Genomic DNA, 21,785 nt, shown 5'->3' on the forward strand with positions numbered 1-21,785 from the left:
TTTTGGAGCACCCTGCCTGCACGTTTGTACGGCAAATGGGGGACAGTGTAGGGAGTCAGGGCACCCCTTGAAGAGGTCCATTTCGCTGGTGAGGGAACACGTGAGCGACAACTCTGTAGTACTCAGCTACCACGGCGACGAGTACGAGTACCCGGTGGTGGACGCCACCGTCGGCAGCGCGGGCTTCGACATCTCGAAGCTGCTCGGCCAGACCGGTCTGACCACGCTGGACAACGGCTTCGGCAACACCGCGGCCTGTAAATCGGCGATCACCTACATCGACGGCGACAAGGGGATCCTGCGCTACCGCGGGTACCCGATCGAGCAGATCGCCGAGCAGGGCACCTTCCTGGAGACCGCCCACCTGCTGATCAAGGGCGAGCTGCCGACCGAGGGAGAGCTGACCGCGTTCCAGCGGGACATCTCCCAGCACACCCTGCTGCACGAGGACGTCAAGCGGTTCTACCAGGGCTTCCCGCGCGACGCGCACCCGATGGCGATGCTGTCCTCCGTGGTCAGCGCGCTGTCCACGTTCTACCAGGACAGCCACAACCCCTTCGACGCCGAGCAGCGGGACCTCTCCGCGGTGCGCCTGATCGCCAAGCTGCCGACCATAGCGGCCTACGCCTTCAAGAAGGCCCAGGGCCACCCCTTCGTCTACCCGCGCAACGACCTCGGCTACGTCGAGAACTTCCTGCGGATGACCTTCGCGGTGCCGGCCGAGGACTACGAGCTGAACCCGGTCGTGGTCAGCGCCCTGGAGAAGCTGCTGATCCTGCACGCGGACCACGAGCAGAACTGCTCCACCTCCACCGTGCGGCTGGTCGGCTCCTCGCAGGCCAACCTGTTCGCCAGCATCTCGGCCGGCATCAACGCGCTCTGGGGCCCGCTGCACGGCGGCGCCAACCAGGCGGTGCTGGAGATGCTGACCGCGATCAAGAACGACGGCGGCGACGTCGACGCCTTCATCCGCAAGGTGAAGAACAAGGAGGACGGGGTGAAGCTGATGGGCTTCGGCCACCGCGTCTACAAGAGCTTCGACCCCCGCGCCCAGATCATCAAGAGCGCCGCCCACGACGTGCTGGACCAGCTGGGCAAGGCCGACGAGCTGCTCGACATCGCGCTGAAGCTGGAGGAGCACGCGCTCACCGACGACTACTTCGTGTCGCGCAAGCTCTACCCCAACGTGGACTTCTACACCGGCCTGATCTACCGCGCGATGGGCTTCCCGACCAGCATGTTCACCGTGCTGTTCGCCCTCGGACGACTGCCGGGCTGGATCGCCCACTGGCAGGAGATGATCACGGACCCGAGCAACAAGATCGGCCGCCCGCGGCAGATCTACACCGGCATCGACACCCGCGACTACGTCGCCCTGTCGGAGCGCTGAGCGGAGCCCGGAGAAACGCCCCGGAAAACACGCACGGCGCGGACCGTAGGGGGAGGCCGCTCAACCACCCCCCGGCCGCGCCGTGCGCCGTCGGCCACCCAGCGACGGAGGCCGACTTACGGGGTCCGCCGGAACCCCGGTTCACGTGTTGTAACACATAACTGGGGGAGTGAAGTGACGCCGGTCCCCTGTGACTCCGCTCTCATGTCGCAGAGTAATGCTGACGTGACGTCATCGGAAGCGCCGCAGACGCAGGCTGTTGCTCACCACGAAGACCGAGGAGAAGGCCATCGCCGCTCCCGCGATCATGGGGTTGAGCAGCCCGAACGCCGCCAACGGCAGGGCCGCGACGTTGTAGCCGAAGGCCCAGAACAGGTTCCCCCTGATGGTGCCGAGGGTCCGTCGGGACAGTCGGATCGCGTCCGCGGCCGTTCGAAGATCACCGCGGACCAGGGTCAGATCGGCGGCCTCGATCGCGGCGTCGGTGCCGGTCCCCATGGCGAGGCCGAGGTCGGCCTGAGCCAGTGCGGCGGCGTCGTTGACCCCGTCGCCGACCATCGCCACGGTCCGGCCCGCCTTCTGCAGCCGGCGCACCACGGCGGCCTTGTCCTCCGGCAGCACCTCGGCGACCACCTGTCCGGGCTCGATGCCGACCTCGCGGGCCACGCTCACCGCCGCCGCCCGGTTGTCCCCGGTCAGCAGCACCGGGGTCAGCCCGAGCGCCCGGAGTCGGCGCACCGCCTCGGCGCTGGTCGGCCGGACCACGTCGGAGACCACCAGGACGGCCTGTACGACCCCGTCCCAGCCCACTACGACCGCGGTGCGCCCGTCGGCCTCGGCGGCCTCCTTGGCGGCCCGTAGCGGGCCTGTCAGGTGCTGTGCCCGGTCGGCCAGCAGCTGCTCCCGCCCGGCGACCACGGCCCGTCCTTCGACCAGGCCCTCGACACCGCGGCCCGGGAGGTTCCGGAAGCCCTCGACCGGCGGCAGCGGGCCGTCCGCCGCGGCTGCCGCGGCCTCGGCCACGGCGCGGCCGATCGGGTGCTCGGAGGCGTGCTCAAGCGCCCCGGCCAGCCGCAGCGCCCGCGCGGCGGCCTCGGCACCGCCCTCGGCCGTGTGCACGGCCTGCAGCGCCATCTGACCGGTCGTCACCGTGCCGGTCTTGTCCAGCACCACGGTGTCCACCGCGCGGGTGGACTCCAGCACCTCGGGACCCCGGATCAGGATGCCCAGTTGGGCGCCGCGCCCGGTGCCGACCATCAGCGCGGTCGGCGTGGCCAGGCCCAGCGCGCACGGACAGGCGATGATCAGGACGGCCACCGCGGCGGTGAACGCCTCGGTGGCGCTGCCGCTGACGAACAGCCAGCACAGCAGCGTGGCAAGGGCGATGACCAGCACCACCGGGACGAACACGGCGGAGATCCGGTCCGCCAGCCGCTGGGCGGCGGCCTTGCCGTTCTGCGCCTGCTCCACCAGCCGGGCCATCCGGGCCAGTTGGGTGTCCGCGCCGACGCCGGTGGCGCGGACCACCAGCCGTCCGCCGGAGTTGACGGTCGCGCCGGTCACCGGGTCGCCCGGGGAGACCTCGGTGGGCACCGGCTCGCCGGTGAGCAGCGAGGTGTCCACCGCCGAACTGCCCTCGGCGACAACGCCGTCGGTGGCGATCTTCTCGCCCGGGCGGACCACGAACAGGTCGCCCACGGCCAGCGCCGAGACCGGCACCCGGACCTCGCGCCCGTCCCGCAGCACGGTGGCGTCCTTGGCGCCCAGGGACAGCAGCGCGTGCAGCGCGGCCCCGGCGCTGCGCTTGGCCCTGGCCTCCAGATAGCGGCCCAGCAGGATGAAGGCGGTCACCCCCGCCGCGGTCTCCAGGTAGAGGGTGGAGCCGGCGTCGGCGCGGGAGAGCGAGAGGGAGAAGCCGTGGGTCATCCCCGGCATCCCCGCGCTGCCGAGGAACAGCGCCCAGGTGGACCAGCCGAAGGCCGCCAGGGTGCCGAGCGAGACCAGGGTGTCCATGGTGGCCGCGCCGTGCCGGAGGTTGGTCCAGGCGGCGCGGTGGAACGGCAGCCCGCCGTAGACCACCACAGGACCGGTCAGCGCGAAGGACAGCCACTGCCAGTCGCGGAACTGGAACGCCGGGACCATGGCCAGCAGCACCACCGGGACGCTGAGCAGCACCGTCACCAGCAGCCGCTGCCGCAGCCCGGCCGGCTCGTCCGGAGGCTGCCCGCCGGCGGCCCCGGCCCCGGCCTCCGGCGCCGGCTGCGGGGCCTCGGCGGTGTAGCCGGTCCGCTCGACGGTCGCGATCAGGTCGTCCACGGTCAGCCCGGGGGCGTAGCTGACGCTCGCCTTCTCGGTGGCGTAGTTGACGGTGGCTTCGACGCCGTCCATCCGGTTGAGCTTCTTCTCGATCCGGGCGGCGCAGGAGGCGCAGGTCATCCCGCCGATGGCCAGCTCCACCCGGGCGGGGGCCGGCCCGGGTCGCCCGGCTGCGGGGGTCACGGTGCTGGTCATCGGATCGCTCAGGCCCGGCCGACGAGCTGGTAGCCGGCCTCGTCGACGGCGGCCCGGACCGCGTCCTCGGCCAGCGGCTGCTCCGAGGCGACGGTGACCGTGCCGGCCTTGGCGTCGGCGCTGACCTCGGTGACGCCGGGAAGGGAGCTGAGCTCGGCGCTCACCGACTTCTCGCAGTGGCCGCAGCTCATGCCGGAGACGGTGAAGACGGCAGTGGACATGACTTCCTCCAGGAAGGTCGTTTCGTGGCGCTGCTGCTCTGGAACCATCATACCCCTAGGGGGTATTCCCCGCCGAGAGGGCGGAGCATGACGGTACAGAGAGTAACCAGAGGGGCGCGCTGTGCGGCCATTCGCCCCGGGAAACGCCGACGGACCCCGCCGACGGGCTCACCGCCGACGGCTCACCGCAGTGGCAGCAGCTCCGGGCGCTTGGCCTCGACCAGGTCGCCGGAGGACTCGCCGCGCAGCCTCCGTCCGACCCAGGGCAGCAGGTGCTCCCTGGCCCAGTGCAGGTTCTCCCGGCGCAGCTCGGCGGGGGTGTGCACGGGCGCGTCCGGCCAGGGCGCGTCCGGGTTCTCGGTCGGCAGGCCGAGCGCCCGGGCGGCCAGCAGGGCGACCCGCTGGTGCCCCTCGGAGGACAGGTGCAGCCGGTCCTCGCTCCAGGCCTGCCGGTCGCGGACGGCCCGGAGCGCCCAGATGTCGGCGACGGCCAGGTCGTTGCGGTCGGCGATGGCCCGCAGATGGGCGTTGTAGGTGGCGATCTTGCCGCGCAGGTGCCGCAGCACCGGGGTGTCCCTGGTGTCGAAGCCGGTGCAGATCAGCACGGTCCCCGCGGACTCGCGCAACCGGACCGCCGCCGCCTCGAACCGCTCCGCCACCTCGTCCGGGTCGCTGCCGGGCCGCAGGATGTCATTGCCGCCGGCCGTGAAGCTGACCAGGTCCGGTTCCATCCGGGCGGCGGCGGGCACCTGCTCGGCGGCGATCTGGTCCAGCAGCCGTCCGCGCACGGCCAGATTGGCGTAGCGGAAGTCGTAGTGGCCGCTGTCGGTCCTGGGGCGGGTCTCTGCGAGCAGCCGGGCCAGCCGGTCGGCCCAGCCGGCGAAGCCGCCGTCCGGGTCGGGGTCGTTGAGGCCCTCGGTGAAGCTGTCCCCGAGGGCGACGTAGGACGTGGGCGTCGATGGCGGTGTCTGCGCAGGCATGGCGAAATACTTCACCTCATGAAGTGACCTACGCCACCGTAGGTGCCCCTTGCCGGGGGTGAGATGAGCCACGGGCGGCAAGGGAATAGCTCGGGGCGAACGGTCAAGTCGCCTGTGTCGGATATCTGATGGTTCGGATAGATTCGCAGCTGTGAGACGGCAGCGGGGCGACCGGGCGGAACACCGCGGCAGCAGCCCCGTGTCCACGTCCCCGATCAAGTACGACTCCGCCGAACTGCTGCAGGCCCGGCTGTGGGTGCGGATGATCACCCCGCTCGGCGTGATCATGCTGATCGCCGTGGTGGACGTGCTGGCCGGGCGCCAGGCCTACCTGGCCTCGCTGATCTCGGTGGTCCCGCCGCTGGCCGCGCTGACCCTCTTCCCGCTGGAGGTGGTGGCGACCAGCGGCCTCGGCCTGGTCGTGCTGATCGCCCTCAGCCGCTACGACGGCTTGGACGAGCCCGCCGACACCCGGCTCTACTACGGCACCCTGATCGCCTTCATCGCGCTCTCCGCGGCCAGTGTGGTCATCTCGCACCTGCGGATCCTCAGGACCCGGCACCTGGTCGCCGTCAGCAGCGTCGCCGAGGCCGCCCAGATGGCGCTGCTGCGTCCACCGGGACCCCGGGTCGGCGACATCCGGCTGGCCGCGCGCTACGTCTCCGCGGCCGACGCCGCCAAGATCGGCGGCGACCTCTACGGCGTGCTGGACACCCCGTTCGGCGTACGGGCGATCATCGGCGATGTGCGCGGCAAGGGCCTGGCCGCGGTCCAGGCCGCCGCCGTGGTGCTGGGCGCCTTCCGGGAGGCCGCCTTCGACGAGGACGACCTGGCCGGGGTGGCCCTCAGGCTGGAGGCCAGCATGCTGCGGCACGTCCCCAGCGGCGAGTTCACCACCGCCCTGCTGGTCGGCTTCCGCGAGCCCGACACGGTGGAACTGCTGCACTGCGGCCATGTCGCGCCGCTGCGGGTCTCCCCGGACGGCGGCACCGCGCTGCTCGACCCGCCCGACCCCTGGGTGCCGCTCGGCCTGGCCCACCTGGCCATGGGCGCCCCGAAGACCTGGCACGTGCCGTTCCTGGAGGGCGACGTCCTGCTGCTCTGCACGGACGGGGTGATCGAGGCCAGGCGCAGGGGCGAGGGCCCGTTCTACCCGCTGACCGAGCGGGCGCCGGACCTGGTCGCGGGCAGCGCCGCCGACCCCGAGGCGGCGGTCGCCCGGGTCTACGCGGACCTGCTCCGGCACACCGGCGGCGAACTGCGCGACGACGCGGTCCTGCTGCTGCTGGCCCGCGGCGGCGCCGGCCCGCTCCCGCCCTGACCGGGTGCGCCGACATGCGCTTTCGGCCCGGCGGGCTGACCCTTGGGTCAACGGCCACTGTGAGGAGCGCACATGTTTCAGATCATCTGGATTGTGATCGTGGGTGCCGTACTGGGCGTCATCGCCAAGATGATCCTTCCCGGCAAGCAGGACATCCCGATCTGGCTGACGGTCCTCTGCGGCATCGTCGGCGCGCTGCTCGGCAACTGGATCGCCTCCGGCCTCGGCGTCAGGCACACCGGCGGCATCGACTGGATCCGGCACCTGCTGCAGCTGATCGGCGCACTGGTGGTGGTCGCCGCGGGCTCGGCGGTCTGGCCCAGGGTGCGCGGCGGCGGGAATGCGGCCAGCAGGACCTGACCGCCCCTCACCGCACCCCCGCTGACATCGCGCCAGGCCTGCCCGCCTGGCGCGATGTCAGTGATGTCAGTACCGGGTGCCGGTGGGGGCGGGGAGGGCGTCCAGCCGGGCCAGGTCCTCCGCCGTCAGCGCCACCTCGGCCGCGCCCGCGTTGTCGGCCAGGTACTTCGGCGTCTTGGTGCCGGGGATCGGGACCACGTACCGCCCCTGGGCCAGCACCCAGGCCAGCGCGACCTGGGCCGGGGTGGCCCCGTGCCGCTCCGCGATCGTGCGCACGGCCTGCACCAGCGCCTGGTTGGCGGCCACCGCCCCGGCCTGGAACCGGGGCAGGGTACGGCGCCAGTCGTCGGCCGGGAGGTCGTCCACCGAGCCGATGCTGCCGGTCAGGAAGCCCCGTCCGAGCGGCGAGAACGGCAGGAAGGCGATGCCCTCGCGCTCGCAGTATGGCAGCACCTCGGCCAGCGCGTCCCGGGTCCACAGCGACAGCTCGGACTGGACCGAGGCCACCGGGTGCACCGCCTGGGCCCGGGCGATCTCCGCCACCGACACCTCGGACAGGCCGATCCGCAGCGCCTTGCCCGCGGCCACCGCCTCGGCCAGGGCGCCCCAGGTCTCCTCGATCGGGACCTCGGGGTCGACCCGGTGCAGCTGGTAGAGGTCCACCCGGTCGGTGCGGAGTCGCCGCAGGCTGGCGTCGATCGCCGCGCGCACATGCTCGGGGCGGCCGTTGCGGACCAGGTCGCCGGTGGAGCCGAGGTTGCCGCCGGCGAAGGTCAGCCCGACCTTGGTGGCCAGCACCACCCGGTCCCGCAGGCCGCCGCCGGGAGCCTCGGCCAGGGCTTTGCCGACCAGTTCCTCGTTGGTGAACGGGCCGTAGACGTCGGCGGTGTCGATCAGCGTCACGCCGAGCTCGACGGCCTCCCGGACCACGGCCGCGGAGACGGCGTCGTCCCGGCCCGCCGGGTCGTACGCATGGGTCATCCCCATGCAGCCCAGTCCGATGGCGCCGACCTGCGGGCCCTTGCTGCCGAGTGCGGTGCTGCGCATGATCGCTGATCTCCCTGGAGGCTGCGGTCGTCCGTCGACTGCTGGCCCCAGCCTCCCCCTTGGAGTGCACTCGAAGTCAAGCACCGGCCAAGCGCTCACTCGCCGATGGGGAAGGCGATGTCGCAGACCGGGTCCTCCGGGCCCGCCGCGTCCCAGTCGGCGAAGTAGACCTCGCGGGGGGAGTCGCTGGCCCGGTTGCCCTCGGCGGTGAGCCAGTGGCTGACCGCGTCGTAGGCGGAGAGGATCTGCGGGAAGGCGACCTGGGCCTTGCTGATCCTGGTGTACGCCTCGCGGTGCGCGGGCTCCTCGCGGAGCGCGACCCGGGTGGTGTCCGCGCCGGGCGGGACGGCGACCGGGATGCAGATCTCGACCGGTCCGTCGCTGTCCTCGTTGACCTCGCCGTGGTAGATCGCCAGGCCCGGGCCCGCCATGCCGCCGAACGGCTCGGCAGCCGCGATCAGCCGCCCCATCGCCTCGCCGATGAAGCGCGGCAGGTCGGCGGCGGTGACATGGCGCTGCTCGGTCAGTACCTGCTGGGCGGGGACGTCCCGCACCTCGATGGTGAACATCTTCGAATCTCCTGCTTCCGATGGACTGCCGGACAGTTGCGCGGAAAGGTGCAGCGCCAGCCAGCGCCGGCCGGCGAACTCCCGCTCGACGCCGTCCCAGTACGCCCGTACCAGTGCGGCGGCCTCGGTCGCCGGGGCGGCGGCCACGGCCGCGACTGCGGCCAGCGGCATGTCCAGCCGTCGCAGCTGCACGATCAGCCGGGCCGTCGCGAGCTGGCTCTCCCGGTAGCGGCGGTAGCCGCTGGCGGGGTCGACGTCGGCCGGGACCAGCAGCCCCTGCCGGTCGTAGAGCCGGAGGGCCTTGTGCGAGAGCCGGGAGCGGCGGGCGAACACGCCGATGCTGAGGAGCGGGTCCTCGGTCCGCGGCGGCGGGGTCGGTTGCACGGTGCTGCACCTTTCCTCTGGGTGGCCCCAGCCTCGGGTCTGACCCAGGGGCAGGGTCAAGAGGGCCCAGGACCGGGCCGAGGTCGTAGGCGGCGAAGGGGATCCCGGCGGCCTCGGCGACGTAGGCCGCCTCCAGGTAGCGGTGGTTGTCGCAGCGGAGCGCCAGGAAGCGGTAGCCCCGGTCGTCCAGGAGCAGCGGATCGCCCCCGCTCCCGTACGCCATACTGCTGCACTCGACGAAGACCATCTCGGCGACCGGCCGGATTCTCCGGTCGACCACTCCGGCGAGGGCAGGGCGGCCGGACACCGGGACCATATGGGTGCGCCCCGAGGGGGTCTCGCTGTAGGCGAGCCTTCGGCCGTCCCAGTGCAGCACGCACCCGGTGCTGCGCAGGCTGCGGGCCTGCCGGATCGCCTCGCCGGCCGCGGCGCGGTAGTTCGGCTCGGGGCGCCCGAAGGCGCCCTGGTCGGGATCGACCAGCAGCGGACGGGCCGTCGGCGGCGCCTTCCGCGCCCGCTCCTCCACCGCCTCGGCCACCTGGACGCCGCGGCGCAGCGCGCGTGGCCAGAGCCGAGGGCGTAGCGCAGGGCACGGAAGGCATACATCGGGGGCCTGTCCTCCCAGGAGACGTTCAGCGGATCCGGAAGATCCGGGCGCCGCGGCGGGCCGGGAAGAGGAGCAGGTGGAGGCTGGCGCCGCTCTCGTCGGAGCTGCCGAGCTCGTAGCAGGCGAAGGGCAGGCCGGCGGCGGCGGCCAGGGCTGCCGCCTCATGCCGCCGGAAACCCGTCGCGGGCATCCTGACCAGGTACTTTCCTTCGGGGTCCAGCAGCATCAGCTCATCCAGCGGGCCGTACTCGCGGCTCTCCCGCACCTGCACCAGCTCCGCGGCCTCCCCGATCGGGACCCGCAGGTGGCGTTGGCGGGCGTCGGTGAAGAACAGGGCGCGGCCGTCCCAGCTGATGGCGCCGTGCTGCTGCCAGGCCGGGAACCGGGGCTCGGTGCGGACCTCGGACTTGTCGCCCCGGGTGCGGACCGGTGACACCGGACGGATCGTCAGCGGGTCGCCCCGCAGCGGGTCCGGCTGCCGGGCGAACACCGGGCGGGGGCGGCCGAGCCAGCCCGCGTCGCGGTCGAACCCGGGCCCGGGGCGCTGGTCCTCGGGCACCTTCCGGTAGCGCGTGGGCCGGCCCAGGGCCTCCTCCATCGCGCCGAGCAGGGCCTCGCGCCGGGCTCCGGCCGGGTGCAGCCGCCAGAGCGGGGCGTCGAGCAGGCCGGGGACCGGCGCCAGCAGGGACAGCCAGAGCGTGAGGTTGCCGCAGAGGTCCGCGGCGTTGGCGTAGAGGGCCTCCTGCGGGAGCGGCCCGTAGTCGCGGCGCCAGCCCCAGTAGGCGCAGGCGATCAGCGCGAAGGAGGCCAGGAACAGCAGCACGATCGAGGTCCGCCAGCAGATCCGGCGGTGCCGGCGGCGTCGGCCCAGCCCGTCCGGGAGGGCACGGGCCGGGGCCCGCCAGACCGGCCAGCTGAGGGCGAGCAGCCAGAGCGGGAGTGCGGCGGCGAAGGAGATGTTGTTGGTGGGGCTGTCACCGGTGGCCGGGACGAAGACGATGATGCCGACGACTATCAGCGCGGCGCTGCCGACCCAGCCCAGTTGCCGGCGTCGGGCCCGGCCGGCGATGGCCGTGCTCCAGGTACTGCCCATGTTTCAGCTCCCCCCGCGGCTGACGGTGCAGAGGAGAGTATCCGCCGGGCCCGGCCCCGGACAGGGCGGGGGAGGGCGCAGCGGGTTCGGCTAGGACCTGAATCATTGATGATGTCAAGTTGTTGCCGTAGTCTCGTACACATGAACAGCACTGCCGCACCCGCCGTCGTGCCGACCAAGGCGAGCCTCATCGAGGAGTTCGCCGCCATCGGCAACGCCTACTTCCAGGACTTCGCCGCCGTCGCCGCGCGGCACGGGCTCACGTCCGTGCAGGCCAAGGCGCTCGCGGTGCTGGTGCGCAAGCCGCTGCCGATGCGCGGCATCGCCGAGCAGCTGGTCTGCGACGCCTCCAATGTGACCGGTCTGGTGGACCGGCTCGAAGCGCGCGGCCTGGTCCGGCGCGAGGTGAGCCCCACCGACCGGCGGATCAAGATCGTCCTGGCCACGGAGGCCGGGACGGCCGCGATCCACGCCGTACGCGCCGACATGCAGACCACGCACCAGGCGCTGGATCTGCTCAGCGACGAGGAGCGGATCGTGCTGCACGGGCTGCTGGCCCGGCTGCGGCCGGTGCTGGAGGCACCGGCCGACCGGGTCAGCCCCTGAGTCAGCCCCTGATCGCGTCGATCGCCCGCAGGATGCGCTGCTCGGACACCGCGTAGGGGGTTCCCAGCGGCTGGGCCCAGAGGCTGACCCGCAGCTCCTCCAGCATCCAGCGGATCTGCACGGTGCCTTCCTCGTCCATCCGGTCCGGCGGCAGCACGGCCAGCAGCTCGTCGTAGGCGTCCCGCATCCTGAGCATCACGCTGGTGCGGTCCCGGTCCTTGTGCGGGTCGTCCGGGAGCTTCACCAGCCGGCGCTCGATCGCCTTGAGGTAGCGCAGCAGGTCGGGCAGGCGGCGGTGGCCGGTCTCGGCGACGAAGCCCGGATGGATCAGCTCGGCGAGCTGCGCCCGGACGTCGGTGATGCCGGTGAGCATGGCCAGGCTGTTGCCGATGGCCTTCAGGCGCTCCGCCACCCGGTGGTTCACCGCCAGGATGTTGGCGGTCTTCACCACGGCGTCGGCGGTGACCTCGTAGAGGTCGGCCCTGACCGCGTCGCGCAGCCGCTTGTACGACTCCTCGTCCCAGGCCGGTCCGCCCGCGTCGGCGATCAGCTTGTCGGCCGCCGCCTGCAGGCAGTCCGCGAACAGCGCCTCGGTGCTGCCGTGCGGATTCGCGGCCAGCGCCAGCTTGGCGCCGTTGCCCAGGCGGCCCTGGATCGAGTTCACCGGGGAGGGGATGCCGAGCAGCAGCAGCCGCCGGGTCCCGGCCAGCATCGCCCGCTGCTGCGCCCGCGGGGTGTCCAGCAGCCGGACCGAGACGGTCGCGCCGTCGTCCACCAGCGCCGGGTAGCCCTTCACGGTCTGGGCGCCGCGCTTCTGGGCGAAGACGTCCGGCAGTTCGCCGATGGTCCAGTCGGTCAGGCCGCGCTTCTCCAGACCGCCGGCCGCCTCGGCGATGGCGGCCTGGGTCCGGCTCTTGAGGTCGAGCTTGAGCGTCTCCAGGTCCTTGGACTCACCCAGCTTGCGGTTCTTGTCGTCCACCACCCGGAAGGTGATCCGGAGGTGGTCCGGGACCGCGTCGATGCCCCAGCTGTCGCGCGGGACCGGGATCCCGCGGAGCCGGTGCAGCTGCCACTCCAGCAGCTCCACCAGCGGTTTGTCCTCGGTGGAGGCGGTGGCGGGGTCACGGCTGCCGAGGCCCTGCATCAGCCGTTTGGCGTAGTCGGGGGCCGGGACGAAGTTGCGGCGCAGCGCCTTGGGGAGGGAGCGGATCAGCGCCGTCACCAGATCCTCGCGCAGGCCCGGGATCTGCCAGTCGAAGCCGATCGGCCGGACCTGGTTCAGCAGGGTCAGCGGGATGTGGACGGTCACGCCGTCCGCCTCCGCCCCCGGCTCGAACTGGTAGGTGAGCGGCAGCTCCAGGTCGCCCTGGCGCCAGACCGAGGGGTAGTCGCGCTCGGTCACCGTCGCCGCGTTGTCGTTGACCAGCAGCTCCGGGGTGAAGGTGAGCAGGTCGGGACGGGTGCGGTGGGTCTTCTTCCACCAGCTGTCGAAGTGCGCGCCGGAGACCACGTCGGAGGCGATCCGCTGGTCGTAGAAGTCGAACAGGGTCTCCTCGTCCACCAGGATGTCGCGGCGGCGGGCCCGGTTCTCCAACTCCTCGACCTCATCCAGGAGTTTGCGGTTGTCGTGGAAGAACCGGTGGTGGGTGCGCCACTCGCCCTCGACCAGGGCGCGCCGGATGAACAGCTCGCGGGACAGCTCCGGGTCGATCGCGCCGTAGCCGACCTTGCGCTGGGCGACCAGGGTCACCCCGTACAGGGTCACCTTCTCGAAGGCGACGACCTGGCCCCGGTCCTTCTCCCAGTGCGGCTCGCTGTAGCTGCGTTTCAGCAGGTGGGCGGCCTGCTCCTCGATCCACTCGGGCTCGACCTTGGCGGCGATCCTGGCCCAGAGGCGCGAGGTCTCCACCAGCTCGGCGGCGATCACCCAGCGGGGCGTCTTCTTGAAGAGGGCCGATCCCGGGAAGATGGCGAACTTGGCGCTGCGGGCGCCGAAGTACTCCTGCTTCTCGGCGTCCTTGAGGCCGATGTGCGAGAGCAGCCCGGCGAGGAGGGAGCGGTGCACGGCGTCGCCGTCCACCTCGTCGGCCGGGTGGCCGATGGTGATGTCCAGCGACTTGGCCACCTGGCGCAGTTGGGCGTCGATGTCCTGCCATTCGCGTATCCGCAGGTAGTTCAGGAACTCCGACTTGCACATCCGGCGGAACTGGCTTGAGGACAGCGCCTTCTGCTGGTCCCTCAGATAGCGCCAGAGGTTGAGGTAAGTGAGGAAGTCCGAGGTCGGATCGGTGAAACGGGCGTGCAGCTGGTCGGCGTGCGCCCGCTTCTCGACCGGGCGCTCGCGCGGGTCCTGGATCGACAGCGCGGCGGTGATCACCATCACCTCGCGGACCACGCCGTGCTTCTCCGCCTCCAGCACCATCCGCGCGAGGCGCGGGTCCACGGGGAGGGCGGACAGCTTGCGGCCGAGCGGGGTGAGGGTGTTGACCTTGGTGGTGGTCACCAGCGCGCCCAGCTCCTGGAGCAGGTCCACGCCGTCCTTGACGTTGCGGCGGTCCGGCGGCTCCAGGAACGGGAAGGCGGCGATGTCGCCGAGCCCGGCGGCGGTCATCTGCAGGATGACCGAGGCCAGGTTGGTGCGCAGGATCTCCGGGTCGGTGAACTCGGGACGGGAGAGGAAGTCCTCCTCCGAGTACAGCCGGATGCAGATGCCGTCCGAGGTACGGCCGCAGCGGCCCTTGCGCTGGTTGGCGCTGGCCTGCGAGACCGCCTCGATCGGCAGCCGCTGCACCTTGGTGCGGTGGCTGTAGCGGGAGATCCGCGCGGTACCGGGGTCGATGACGTAGCGGATGCCGGGGACGGTGAGGCTGGTCTCGGCGACGTTGGTGGCCAGGACGATCCGGCGGCCGGTGTGCGGCTGGAACACCCGGTGCTGCTCGGCGGAGGAGAGGCGCGCGTAGAGCGGGATCACCTCGGTCAGGCGGAGGTTCTGCTTCTCCAGCGCGTCGGCGGTGTCCCGGATCTCGCGCTCGCCGGAGAGGAACACCAGGATGTCGCCGGTGCCCTCCTGGCTCAGCTCGTCGACCGCGTCGCAGATCGCCTGGACCTGGTCCCGGTCGCGGTCGATCGCGTCCGGCTCCTCCTCGCCCTCCTCGCCCTCCTCGATCACCGGGCGGTAGCGGACCTCCACCGGGAAGGTCCGTCCGGACACCTCGATGATCGGGGCGGCCTCACCGGTACGGGCGTCGGTGAAGTGCTCGGCGAAGCGCTCCGGGTCGATGGTCGCGGAGGTGATCACCAGCTTCAGGTCCGGACGCTTCGGCAGCAGCTGCTTGAGGTAGCCGAGGATGAAGTCGATGTTGAGGCTGCGCTCGTGCGCCTCGTCGATGATCAGGGTGTCGTACTGGCGCAGCAGCCGGTCGTTCTGGATCTCGGCGAGGAGGATGCCGTCCGTCATCACCTTGACGGCCGTGTCCGGGCCCACCTGGTCGGTGAAGCGGACCTTCCAGCCGACGGTCTCGCCCAGCTCGGTGCCCAGCTCCTCCGCGACGCGCTCGGCGACGGTACGGGCGGCGATCCGGCGGGGCTGGGTGTGGCCGATCAGGCCGCGGACGCCGCGGCCCAGCTCCAGGCAGATCTTCGGGATCTGGGTGGTCTTCCCGGAGCCGGTCTCACCGGCGATGATCACGACCTGGTGGTCCCTGATCGCGGCCAGGATGTCCTCGCGGCGGGCGCTGACCGGCAGCGACTCCGGGTAGGTCGGGGTCGGGATCGAGGCCCGACGATTCTCCGTCCGGAGCGTGGCCGCCTCGATCTCGGCGGCGACCGCGGCTTGGGCGCGGTCGCGCTTCTCCGGCTCGCGCAGCTTGCGCAGGCCCTCGAGGCGGCGGCCGAGACGCTCCTCGTCACGGAGGGTGAGCGTGGACAGCTTGGCGACCAGGTCGGAGAGGGGGATGCCGCGGGGCGCGGAGGGGTCCGCGGGGGCGGTGGCGTCGTCGGTGCCGGTGGCATCGGGGGCGGTGGTGGCGCGGGTTCGGCCGCGCCCGCGGCCACGGGCGCCTCCGGCGGTGCGAGCCCCTTCCCCGCGGGGCGCTGCCGCGCTGTGGTCCTGCTCCTGCTCCGCGGACCGCTCGACGCCGGCGCCGCGGCTGCGGCCCTGCGGGCCTGCCTGGGCCTCGGTGGCTACGGTGTCCCTCGGGTCCGTGCCGGGTTGCGCCGCTGCGCCGCGCTGCGCGGCTCCGCGGCGGTTCTGGCCTCCGCGTCTGCGGGGGGCGCGGGCGGGGGTGTCCGGGCGTGCGTCAGTGCGGGGGGACTGGTCCTCGGGGCGTTCGGGGGGCGCGGGGGCGTCCGGCGAGGCGGGAGTGAGGGGGGCGACTGACGAGGAGTCGACGGCGGCGGAGCTCTGCGGGGTACCCATTGCACTCCCCACCCTACGCAAGCAGCCCCCTCACCTGTCGACCCGATATCGCCGCAGCCCCTCCTGGTCGGGCCCGCGGACGAACCCCGCGCGCAGCAGCACCCGCTGCGAGCGCGTGTTGTCCGGCCTGGTCACCGCCAGCGCGCTGCGTACCGCGGGGTGGGTGAAGGCGAACGCGGTGAGCGCCTTCACGCCTTCCGTGGCCAGGCCGAAACCCCTGGCGGCGGGCACCAGGTCGTAGCCGATCTCGACGCAGCCGCCCGGGTCCGGCGGCCCGTGGAAGCCGACGCTGCCGATGGCCAGGCCGTCCGCCGGGTGGACCACCACGTACAGCCCCCACGGCGGTCGGTGCCAGCCCACCTCGGCGGCGCGGGCCACGATGCCCGCCATGCCGCGGGTCCCCTCCTCGGGGCCGCCGCCGAGCCAGGTCCAGCCGCCGTCGCCGCCGTACGCGAGTTGCCCCGCGGCTCCGGTGGAGACGGGTTCGAGGCGCAGGCGGGCGGTGTTGATCACGCACGGGATTATGCCCGTCCGGCGGAGCATCAGTGGTGGCTTCCGCGGTCTGCTCCCGCTACCAGCCCGCGCCGTACTGGAACAGGCCGGTGATCAGCGAGAGAATGAAGATCACTATCGCGACGATCCCGAGGATGAAGCCGCAGAGCGCCATGCCGCGGTGGTTGCCGCGCACTCCCGGCGCGCCCTGGAGGACGATGCCGCCGAGGGCCAGCGCGATCGGGCCGAGCAGGTAGGGGACGGCGAAGATCGCCAGGATGCCGCAGACCATGCCGGCGATCGAGAGCCCGCGGGCGGTGTCCTCGGAGACCTGCACATTGCTGAACATCGCGCTGCGCGGACGCTGCTGCATCCGCTGCTGCCAGGGGCGGTCGAGGCGGGGCATGGGACGGGCCTTCCGGTCGGGGGCCGGCCGCTGCGGCCGGTGCTGACTCTCGGCTGCCCCCGGCGGCGCCGACCATGCCCCGGCCGGTCGGTGATGCACCCTCAGGGGTTGACGGCGAGCAGCAGCTTGCCGGTGCTGCTGCGGCTCTCGACCAGCCGGTGGGCCTCGGCCGCCTCGGCGAGCGGGAACTCGGCGGTGACCGGCAGCCGGACGCCCTCGGTCGCGGCCAGTGCGAACGCGGCGGTGGTCAGGGCGCGCAGGGCCGCCGGGTCGGCGGCGGCCAGCCCGAGGATGCTGAAGGCGGACACGCTCAGCGCCTTGGGGGCGAGGTCGGCGAAGGTCGCGGTCCACGGCGCGGCCCCGCCCGCGTTGCCGAAGGCGACCGCGCGGCCGTAGCGGGCCAGCGAGGCCACACTGCGCTGCCAGGTGTCGCCGCCGACCGAGTCCAGGGCGAGGTCCACGCCCCGGCCGCCGGTGGCCTCGGCCAGCTGCCGGTCGAAGTCGGTGCCGACGAAGACCTCGTCGTAGCCGAGCTCCAGGGCGTACTTCACCTTGTCGGGGTGCGAGACCACGCCGTAGATCCTGCTGGCCCCGGCGATGCGGGCGACCTGGCCGAGCGCGCTGCCGACGCCGCCCGCGGCGCCCTGGACCAGCAGGCTCTCGCCGGCGCGGAGCCGTCCGGCGTGGTGGATCAGCGCATAGGCGGTGGGCAGCACCGAGGGCAGCGCGGCGGCCTCGCGCAGTTCCAGGCCCTGCGGGACGGCGAAGGTCTGCGCGGCCTCGGCCAGGGCGGTCTCGGCATAGCCGCCGCCGGACAGCAGGGCGACCACCGGCTGCCCGACCTGAAGCTCCGTCACCCCCTCGCCCGCGGCGCGGACCAGGCCGGCCGCCTCCAGGCCCGGGACGAAGGGCAGGCTGCTGACTCGGTAGCCGTTGGAGCGGCCCAGGATCTCGGCGAAGTTGACCCCCGCGTAGGCGGTGGTGATGGTGACCTGGCCGGGTCCTGGCACGGGCTCCGGCTGCTCGCGGAGCCGCAGCACCTCCGGCGTGCCGAACTCCTCGACGACTACTGCGCGCATGGCCGACTCCCGGCTAGACTGTTTGACGAAAAGCGAACACCCATGAGTGTACGCATTTCATCGAACACTTCAAGGGACGTCCGGGAGAGCCGCCATGGGCCAGCGCAGCGCACCGCAGCACAACGACCCGCACGACGTGCCGGTCGAGGCCGTGTTCGCGGCCCTCGCCGACCCGGTGCGGCTGGCCATCGTGCGACAGCTCGCGGAGAGCGAGGACTGGTCCAGGGCCTGCGGCAGCTTCGACGTCCCGGTCGGGAAGGCGGGTCTGAGCCACCACTTCACGGTGCTGCGGGAGGCCGGCCTGGTCGAGCAGCGGGACGCCGGGGCGCGGCGGGTGAACCGGCTGCGCCGGGACGAGGTGGAGCAGTCCTTCCCCGGGCTGTGGGGGCTGACGCTGGGTCAGCCGTCCGCGTCCTCGTCCTCGTCGTCGCTGCCGCCCTTGGCGTCGAGGTAGCTCTCGGCCACATGGGTGTCCAGCGGGAACTGGACCGGGGTCGCCCCGAAGACCAGCCGCCGGGCCTCCTCGCCGGCGTCGGCCACGGCCGTGCGGACGGCGTCGGAGAGCTGGGCCGGGGTGTGCACGATCACCTCGTCGTGCTGGAAGAAGACCAGCCGGGGCCGGTCGCCGTCGGTGGCGACCGGGATCGCGGCGAGGCGGCGGCGCAGACCGGCGATCAGGGCCAGAGCCCAGTCGGCGGCGCTGGCCTGGATCACGAAGTTGCGGGTGAAGCGCCCGCGGGAGCGGGTGTCGCGGGCCGCGCTGTCGTCCCCGGTGTCCGAGGCCGGCCCGGCGCCCTCGGTGAGGTCGAGCCAGCTCGCGGACGGCGGCGGGCAGACCCGTCCCAGCTGGGAGCGGACCACCCCGCCGGACTCGCCGGTCCTGGCCGCCGCCTCCACCAGGCCCATGGCCTGCGGGAAGCGCCGCCGCAGCACCGCGACCAGCTGGCCGGTCTCGCCGCTGGTCTGCCCGTACATCGCGCCGAGCAGGCCGAGCTTGGCCCGGGCCCGGTCGCCCTTGAACGCGTCGGCGGCCAGCCCCGCGTAGAGGTCGCCGGCCGCGCCCGCGCGGATCATGCCCGGGTCGTTGGACATCGCCGCCAGCACCCGGGGCTCCAACTGCCCGGCGTCCGCGACCACCAGCCGCCAGCCCGGGTCGGCCACCACGGCCGCCCGCAGGATCCGCGGGATCTGCAGCGCGCCGCCGCCGCGGCTGGCCCAGCGCCCGGACACCACCCCGCCGACCACGTACTCGGGCCGGAACCGGCCGTCCCTGGCCCAGGTGTCGCGCCAGGCCCAGCCGTGCGCGGCGTGGATCCGGGACAGCTCCTTGTAGCGCAGCAGCAGCGGCGCGGCCGGGTGGTCCAGGTCGCGCAGCACCCAGTTGCGGGTGGTGGTCAGGCTGATGCCCTGCTCGGCGAAGGCGCGCAGGACCTGGCCGGGTGAGTCGGGATTGAGCGGCTTGCCGCCCAGGGCCTGCTGCAACTCGTAGGAGAGCGAGGCGAGTTTGGCCGGCTGGCCGCCGCCGCCCGGTCGGGAGCCGAGCAGGTCGTAGAGCAGCTGGTCGTGCACCTCGGCGCTCCAGGGCAGGCCATCGAACGCCATCTCGGCGGCGACCAGCCCGCCGGCCGACTCCGCCGCGCAGAGCAGCCGGATCCGTCCCGGTTCGGCGGTGGCGGCGATCCGGCGCTGCTGTTCGGCGTGCACGGCGACCAGGGCCTGCAGCGGGTCCGCGCCCGGGGGCAGCCGGGTGCGGTCCGGGGCGAACAGGGTGTCCTGGTCGGCGTCGGACGCGGCGGAGCCCTCCGGCAGGTCGGCCGGGACCGGCAGGCCGTGCAGCCGGGCCCAGGCCGCGCCGAGCGAGCGCGGCTGGCCGTAGCGGTCCTCCTGGCCGAGCAGCAGCGGCTCGACCAGTTTCACGTCGTGGCAGCGGGCCAGCCGGGAGGCCGGCAGCCGGGGCAGCAGCCGTCCGTACACCTCGTCGGTGGCGGCCCAGACCCAGCGCGGGGCCTCGGCGGCCTCGTGTTCGGCGACGGCGGCGGCCAGGTCACGGACCCTGACCGGCTCGCCCAGCGGCGTGCCGTCCTCGGCGAGCGGCTGCAGCCGTCCGCCGGGGCCGTCCTGGTCCGCCGCGACCGCGACCCGTGCTGGCACCTGCTGGTCCTCTCCCGCTGGTCCGAAGTGGTTGTGGTGCCGTCCGGTACGCGGCCCTATTCTGCGGAACGTACCACTGGGCACTGACAGTGGTGAGCACTGACAGCGGCCGCGAGGCCGACGTGCGGGGAAGTCCTACGGGGGTCGGACGATGGAAACACCGCTCTGGATTATCGCGGGGTGCATGGCGTTCAGCGTCGGGGTCGGGGTGGTGGTCAGCGTGGTCTCCCTGATCCGACTGCTGGTGTGGAAGCTCCGCCGCTGAGGCCGGGCGCGGGCGCCGGGAGCCCGGCTCCGGGTCAGCTGAGGTGGAAGACCGGGCCGCGCGGGGTGAACGGCAGGGTCGCGCCGCGCGGGACCAGGTAGGCGTGCTCGCGGCGCGGGACCCGGAGCACGTCGCAGTCGGTGTCGGTGATGATCAGCAGCGGGGCCTCGGCCGGGAAGTCCGGGGCGCGCTGGAGCAGGTCGATGCCGGGCTGCAGCACGGTGCCGCCGCGTCCGCGGACCCGTACCCGCCCGGCGATCTCGGTCACCGGCAGGTAGCCGGCGTCGAACGGCGCCGCGTCGCACATCACCAGCCGGGCGGCGGGCACGTCGCGGGAGGCCGCGTAGGAGGCGATGGCGCCCAGCGCCTTGCCGAGCAGGATCCGGCTCATCGACCCCGAGGTGTCCAGCAGCACCCCGAAGGTGCAGCGGGGGACCTCCTCCGGCGGGAAGTACCGTCCGGCGCGCGGGATGTCGGGGGTGGACGCCTGGCGGCGGGAGGGGCGGGCGTAGGAGCGGACCGGCTCGGGGCGGGGCACGAACTCGTCGAACCAGCGGGCCAGCCGGGCGTCCCAGGGCAGCGGCGGCTGGGCCAGCGCGCGGATCTCCTCGACCAGCCCGGCCGGGAGCAGCCCGCGCTCGCGGGTGTGCAGCTCGAAGCCCTGCTGCAGCCCGCGCCGGTAGAACTCGTCCAGGTCGACGAAGCCGCCCGGCGGCAGCCGGTGCAGCGGCTCGCCGAGGATGTCGCCGAGGCCCTTGCCGCGCAGGGTGGCCAGTCGGCGCAGCCGCCGCTGGTCCCGGACGATCCGGTCGTAGACCTCCTCCGCGGAGAGTCCGCGCAGCTCGGGGTCGTGCAGCAGGCCCTCGGGCATCATTCCGACGCCCATCTCCAGCAGCCAGCCGTTGACCACGTAGTCGGCGGCGACATTGAAGAGGTACGGATCCCGGCCGCCGGTGCGCTCGCCGTGGCGCAGCGCGGCGTGCAGCATCTCGTGGGCCAGGATGAAGCGCCACTCCTCGTCGCTGTACTGCCGCAGCGGGTTCAGGTAGATCTCCCCGGCCTCCGCGTTGACGGCGGCGACCGAGATGCCGTGGGCCCGGGCCAGTTCGGCGTCCGCGACCAGGGTCATCCCGGCCGCGAGCCCGCCGAGCAGCGGGTACGAGGAGACGAACCAGTTCAGCGCGCGTTCCCAGGGCCGCTGCGGCAGCCGCTCGCCGGACAGCAGGTCGCGGCGGCCCGCGGCGACGTCCATCGCGGCGGAGACGGTCCGGGTGAGGGCGTGGGCGAAGGCGGCGGTCCAGTCCTCGGGGTCCTGCTCCGAGCGGGCCCAGGGCACCAGCAGCTGGTCGGGGACGCCTGCGGCGACTCCGCAGTGCGTGTACGCGGCCGGGACGCCGGTGCGGCGCCAGCGGGCGGCCAGCTGCTCCTCGTCGTCGCCGGGGTACTGCGCGGGCAGGTCGTCCGGGGCGCGGCCGATGGTGAAGGTCGCCAGGAAGCGGTTGACCACGGCGCAGCGCGCCGCCAGCTCGAACTCGTCCGGCTGGGTGCGGAGGCCCCGGGCGGCCGGGACATGGCCGAAGCCCAGGTGCAGCACGCTGTGCGCCAGGGCCCAGGCCCACTCCTCGGGCTCGGCGCGGCGGCGCCGGTTGTGGTGCAGCACACCGTTGGAGCTGATCACGGCCCAGCCGGCGGCGGGGTGGTGACCGCAGGTCAGACCGGGGTGCAGGGTGGGATGGGCGGCGGTGTCCTTGGCGGCGCAGACCGAGAAGGGGACGGCGGCGAGCGCGGGGTTGCGCTTGAGCAGCGCGATTCCGGCGGCGAAGGCGGCTGCGGCCGGGTCCTCCTTCGGGGCGCCGGCGGAGGGTTTCTGACGGGTGCTCATCGCG

The 21,785-nt window shown here is 73.0% G+C and carries 17 protein-coding genes; 5 read left to right on the forward strand and 12 right to left on the reverse strand.

The genetic code is table 11. From position 1 onward, the window contains the following. Positions 1-100 precede the first annotated feature (100 nt). On the forward strand, positions 101-1,390 hold the full coding sequence (locus ACEZDG_RS10220; protein WP_380505840.1) for a citrate synthase: 1,290 nt from the start codon (positions 101-103) through the stop codon (positions 1,388-1,390). A gap of 231 nt (positions 1,391-1,621) precedes the next feature. Here the strand turns inward: ACEZDG_RS10220 and ACEZDG_RS10225 are convergent, their stop codons facing one another. The 3 genes from ACEZDG_RS10225 to ACEZDG_RS10235 all read right to left on the reverse strand — a co-directional run bounded on the left by ACEZDG_RS10225 (position 1,622) and on the right by ACEZDG_RS10235 (position 5,102). Further along, positions 1,622-3,901, reverse strand: a complete 2,280-nt coding sequence (locus tag ACEZDG_RS10225) for a heavy metal translocating P-type ATPase (protein ID WP_380505843.1) — start codon at positions 3,899-3,901, stop codon at positions 1,622-1,624. A gap of 8 nt (positions 3,902-3,909) precedes the next feature. After that, the gene (locus tag ACEZDG_RS10230; RefSeq protein ID WP_380505846.1) at positions 3,910-4,122 is read right to left on the reverse strand and encodes a heavy-metal-associated domain-containing protein; all 213 of its coding nucleotides are present in this window, start codon (positions 4,120-4,122) and stop codon (positions 3,910-3,912) included. A gap of 182 nt (positions 4,123-4,304) precedes the next feature. Then, positions 4,305-5,102, reverse strand: a complete 798-nt coding sequence (locus tag ACEZDG_RS10235; RefSeq protein WP_380505849.1) for an SGNH/GDSL hydrolase family protein — start codon at positions 5,100-5,102, stop codon at positions 4,305-4,307. A gap of 151 nt (positions 5,103-5,253) precedes the next feature. Between ACEZDG_RS10235 and ACEZDG_RS10240 the strand changes: the two genes are divergently transcribed. Next, a complete protein-coding gene (locus tag ACEZDG_RS10240; protein ID WP_380505852.1) occupies positions 5,254-6,423 on the forward strand; it encodes a PP2C family protein-serine/threonine phosphatase in 1,170 nt (389 codons plus the stop codon). A 72-nt stretch (positions 6,424-6,495) separates the two neighbouring features. Continuing rightward, complete coding sequence (locus ACEZDG_RS10245; protein WP_380505856.1) at positions 6,496-6,783, forward strand: GlsB/YeaQ/YmgE family stress response membrane protein; 288 nt, start codon at positions 6,496-6,498, stop codon at positions 6,781-6,783. A 66-nt stretch (positions 6,784-6,849) separates the two neighbouring features. Here ACEZDG_RS10245 and ACEZDG_RS10250 read toward each other — a convergent pair whose 3' ends face one another. From ACEZDG_RS10250 to ACEZDG_RS10260, 3 genes are all read right to left on the reverse strand, one after another. After that, positions 6,850-7,830, reverse strand: coding sequence for an aldo/keto reductase (locus ACEZDG_RS10250; RefSeq protein WP_380505859.1), 981 nt, complete (start codon positions 7,828-7,830; stop codon positions 6,850-6,852). 95 nt (positions 7,831-7,925) lie between these two features. After that, a complete protein-coding gene (locus ACEZDG_RS10255) occupies positions 7,926-8,783 on the reverse strand; it encodes a MerR family transcriptional regulator (protein ID WP_380505862.1) in 858 nt (285 codons plus the stop codon). 632 nt (positions 8,784-9,415) lie between these two features. After that, positions 9,416-10,483 (reverse strand): hypothetical protein, encoded by a 1,068-nt coding sequence (locus ACEZDG_RS10260; protein ID WP_380505865.1) that lies wholly within the window; start codon positions 10,481-10,483, stop codon positions 9,416-9,418. Positions 10,484-10,624: 141 nt separating this feature from the next. Here ACEZDG_RS10260 and ACEZDG_RS10265 point away from each other — a divergent pair, with 141 nt between their 5' ends. After that, positions 10,625-11,089 (forward strand): MarR family winged helix-turn-helix transcriptional regulator, encoded by a 465-nt coding sequence (locus tag ACEZDG_RS10265; RefSeq protein ID WP_380505868.1) that lies wholly within the window; start codon positions 10,625-10,627, stop codon positions 11,087-11,089. A 1-nt stretch (position 11,090) separates the two neighbouring features. Here ACEZDG_RS10265 and hrpA read toward each other — a convergent pair whose 3' ends face one another. The 4 genes from hrpA to ACEZDG_RS10285 form a co-directional block, all read right to left on the reverse strand. Next, positions 11,091-15,506 (reverse strand): ATP-dependent RNA helicase HrpA, encoded by a 4,416-nt coding sequence (gene hrpA, locus ACEZDG_RS10270; protein WP_380505871.1) that lies wholly within the window; start codon positions 15,504-15,506, stop codon positions 11,091-11,093. Between the two features lie 30 nt (positions 15,507-15,536). After that, positions 15,537-16,019 carry a GNAT family N-acetyltransferase gene (locus ACEZDG_RS10275; protein WP_380505875.1) on the reverse strand — a complete coding sequence of 161 codons (483 nt, stop codon included), beginning with the start codon at positions 16,017-16,019 and terminating at the stop codon, positions 15,537-15,539. 58 nt (positions 16,020-16,077) lie between these two features. After that, positions 16,078-16,404, reverse strand: a complete 327-nt coding sequence (locus tag ACEZDG_RS10280; protein ID WP_380505877.1) for a DUF4190 domain-containing protein — start codon at positions 16,402-16,404, stop codon at positions 16,078-16,080. A 101-nt stretch (positions 16,405-16,505) separates the two neighbouring features. Next, on the reverse strand, positions 16,506-17,483 hold the full coding sequence (locus ACEZDG_RS10285; RefSeq protein WP_380505880.1) for a quinone oxidoreductase family protein: 978 nt from the start codon (positions 17,481-17,483) through the stop codon (positions 16,506-16,508). Positions 17,484-17,577: 94 nt separating this feature from the next. Between ACEZDG_RS10285 and ACEZDG_RS10290 the strand changes: the two genes are divergently transcribed. Continuing rightward, positions 17,578-17,937 carry an ArsR/SmtB family transcription factor gene (locus ACEZDG_RS10290; protein WP_380505883.1) on the forward strand — a complete coding sequence of 120 codons (360 nt, stop codon included), beginning with the start codon at positions 17,578-17,580 and terminating at the stop codon, positions 17,935-17,937. Here ACEZDG_RS10290 and ACEZDG_RS10295 read toward each other — a convergent pair. Next, positions 17,883-19,634, reverse strand: coding sequence for a bifunctional 3'-5' exonuclease/DNA polymerase (locus ACEZDG_RS10295; RefSeq protein ID WP_380505886.1), 1,752 nt, complete (start codon positions 19,632-19,634; stop codon positions 17,883-17,885). The genes ACEZDG_RS10290 and ACEZDG_RS10295 overlap by 55 nt on opposite strands. Before the next feature lie 299 nt (positions 19,635-19,933). Then, positions 19,934-21,781 (reverse strand): vWA domain-containing protein, encoded by a 1,848-nt coding sequence (locus tag ACEZDG_RS10300; protein ID WP_380505888.1) that lies wholly within the window; start codon positions 21,779-21,781, stop codon positions 19,934-19,936. Positions 21,782-21,785: the final 4 nt, after the last annotated feature.

The sequence above is a fragment of the Streptacidiphilus alkalitolerans genome, assembly GCF_042511045.1.
Taxonomy (GTDB): domain Bacteria; phylum Actinomycetota; class Actinomycetes; order Streptomycetales; family Streptomycetaceae; genus Streptacidiphilus; species Streptacidiphilus alkalitolerans.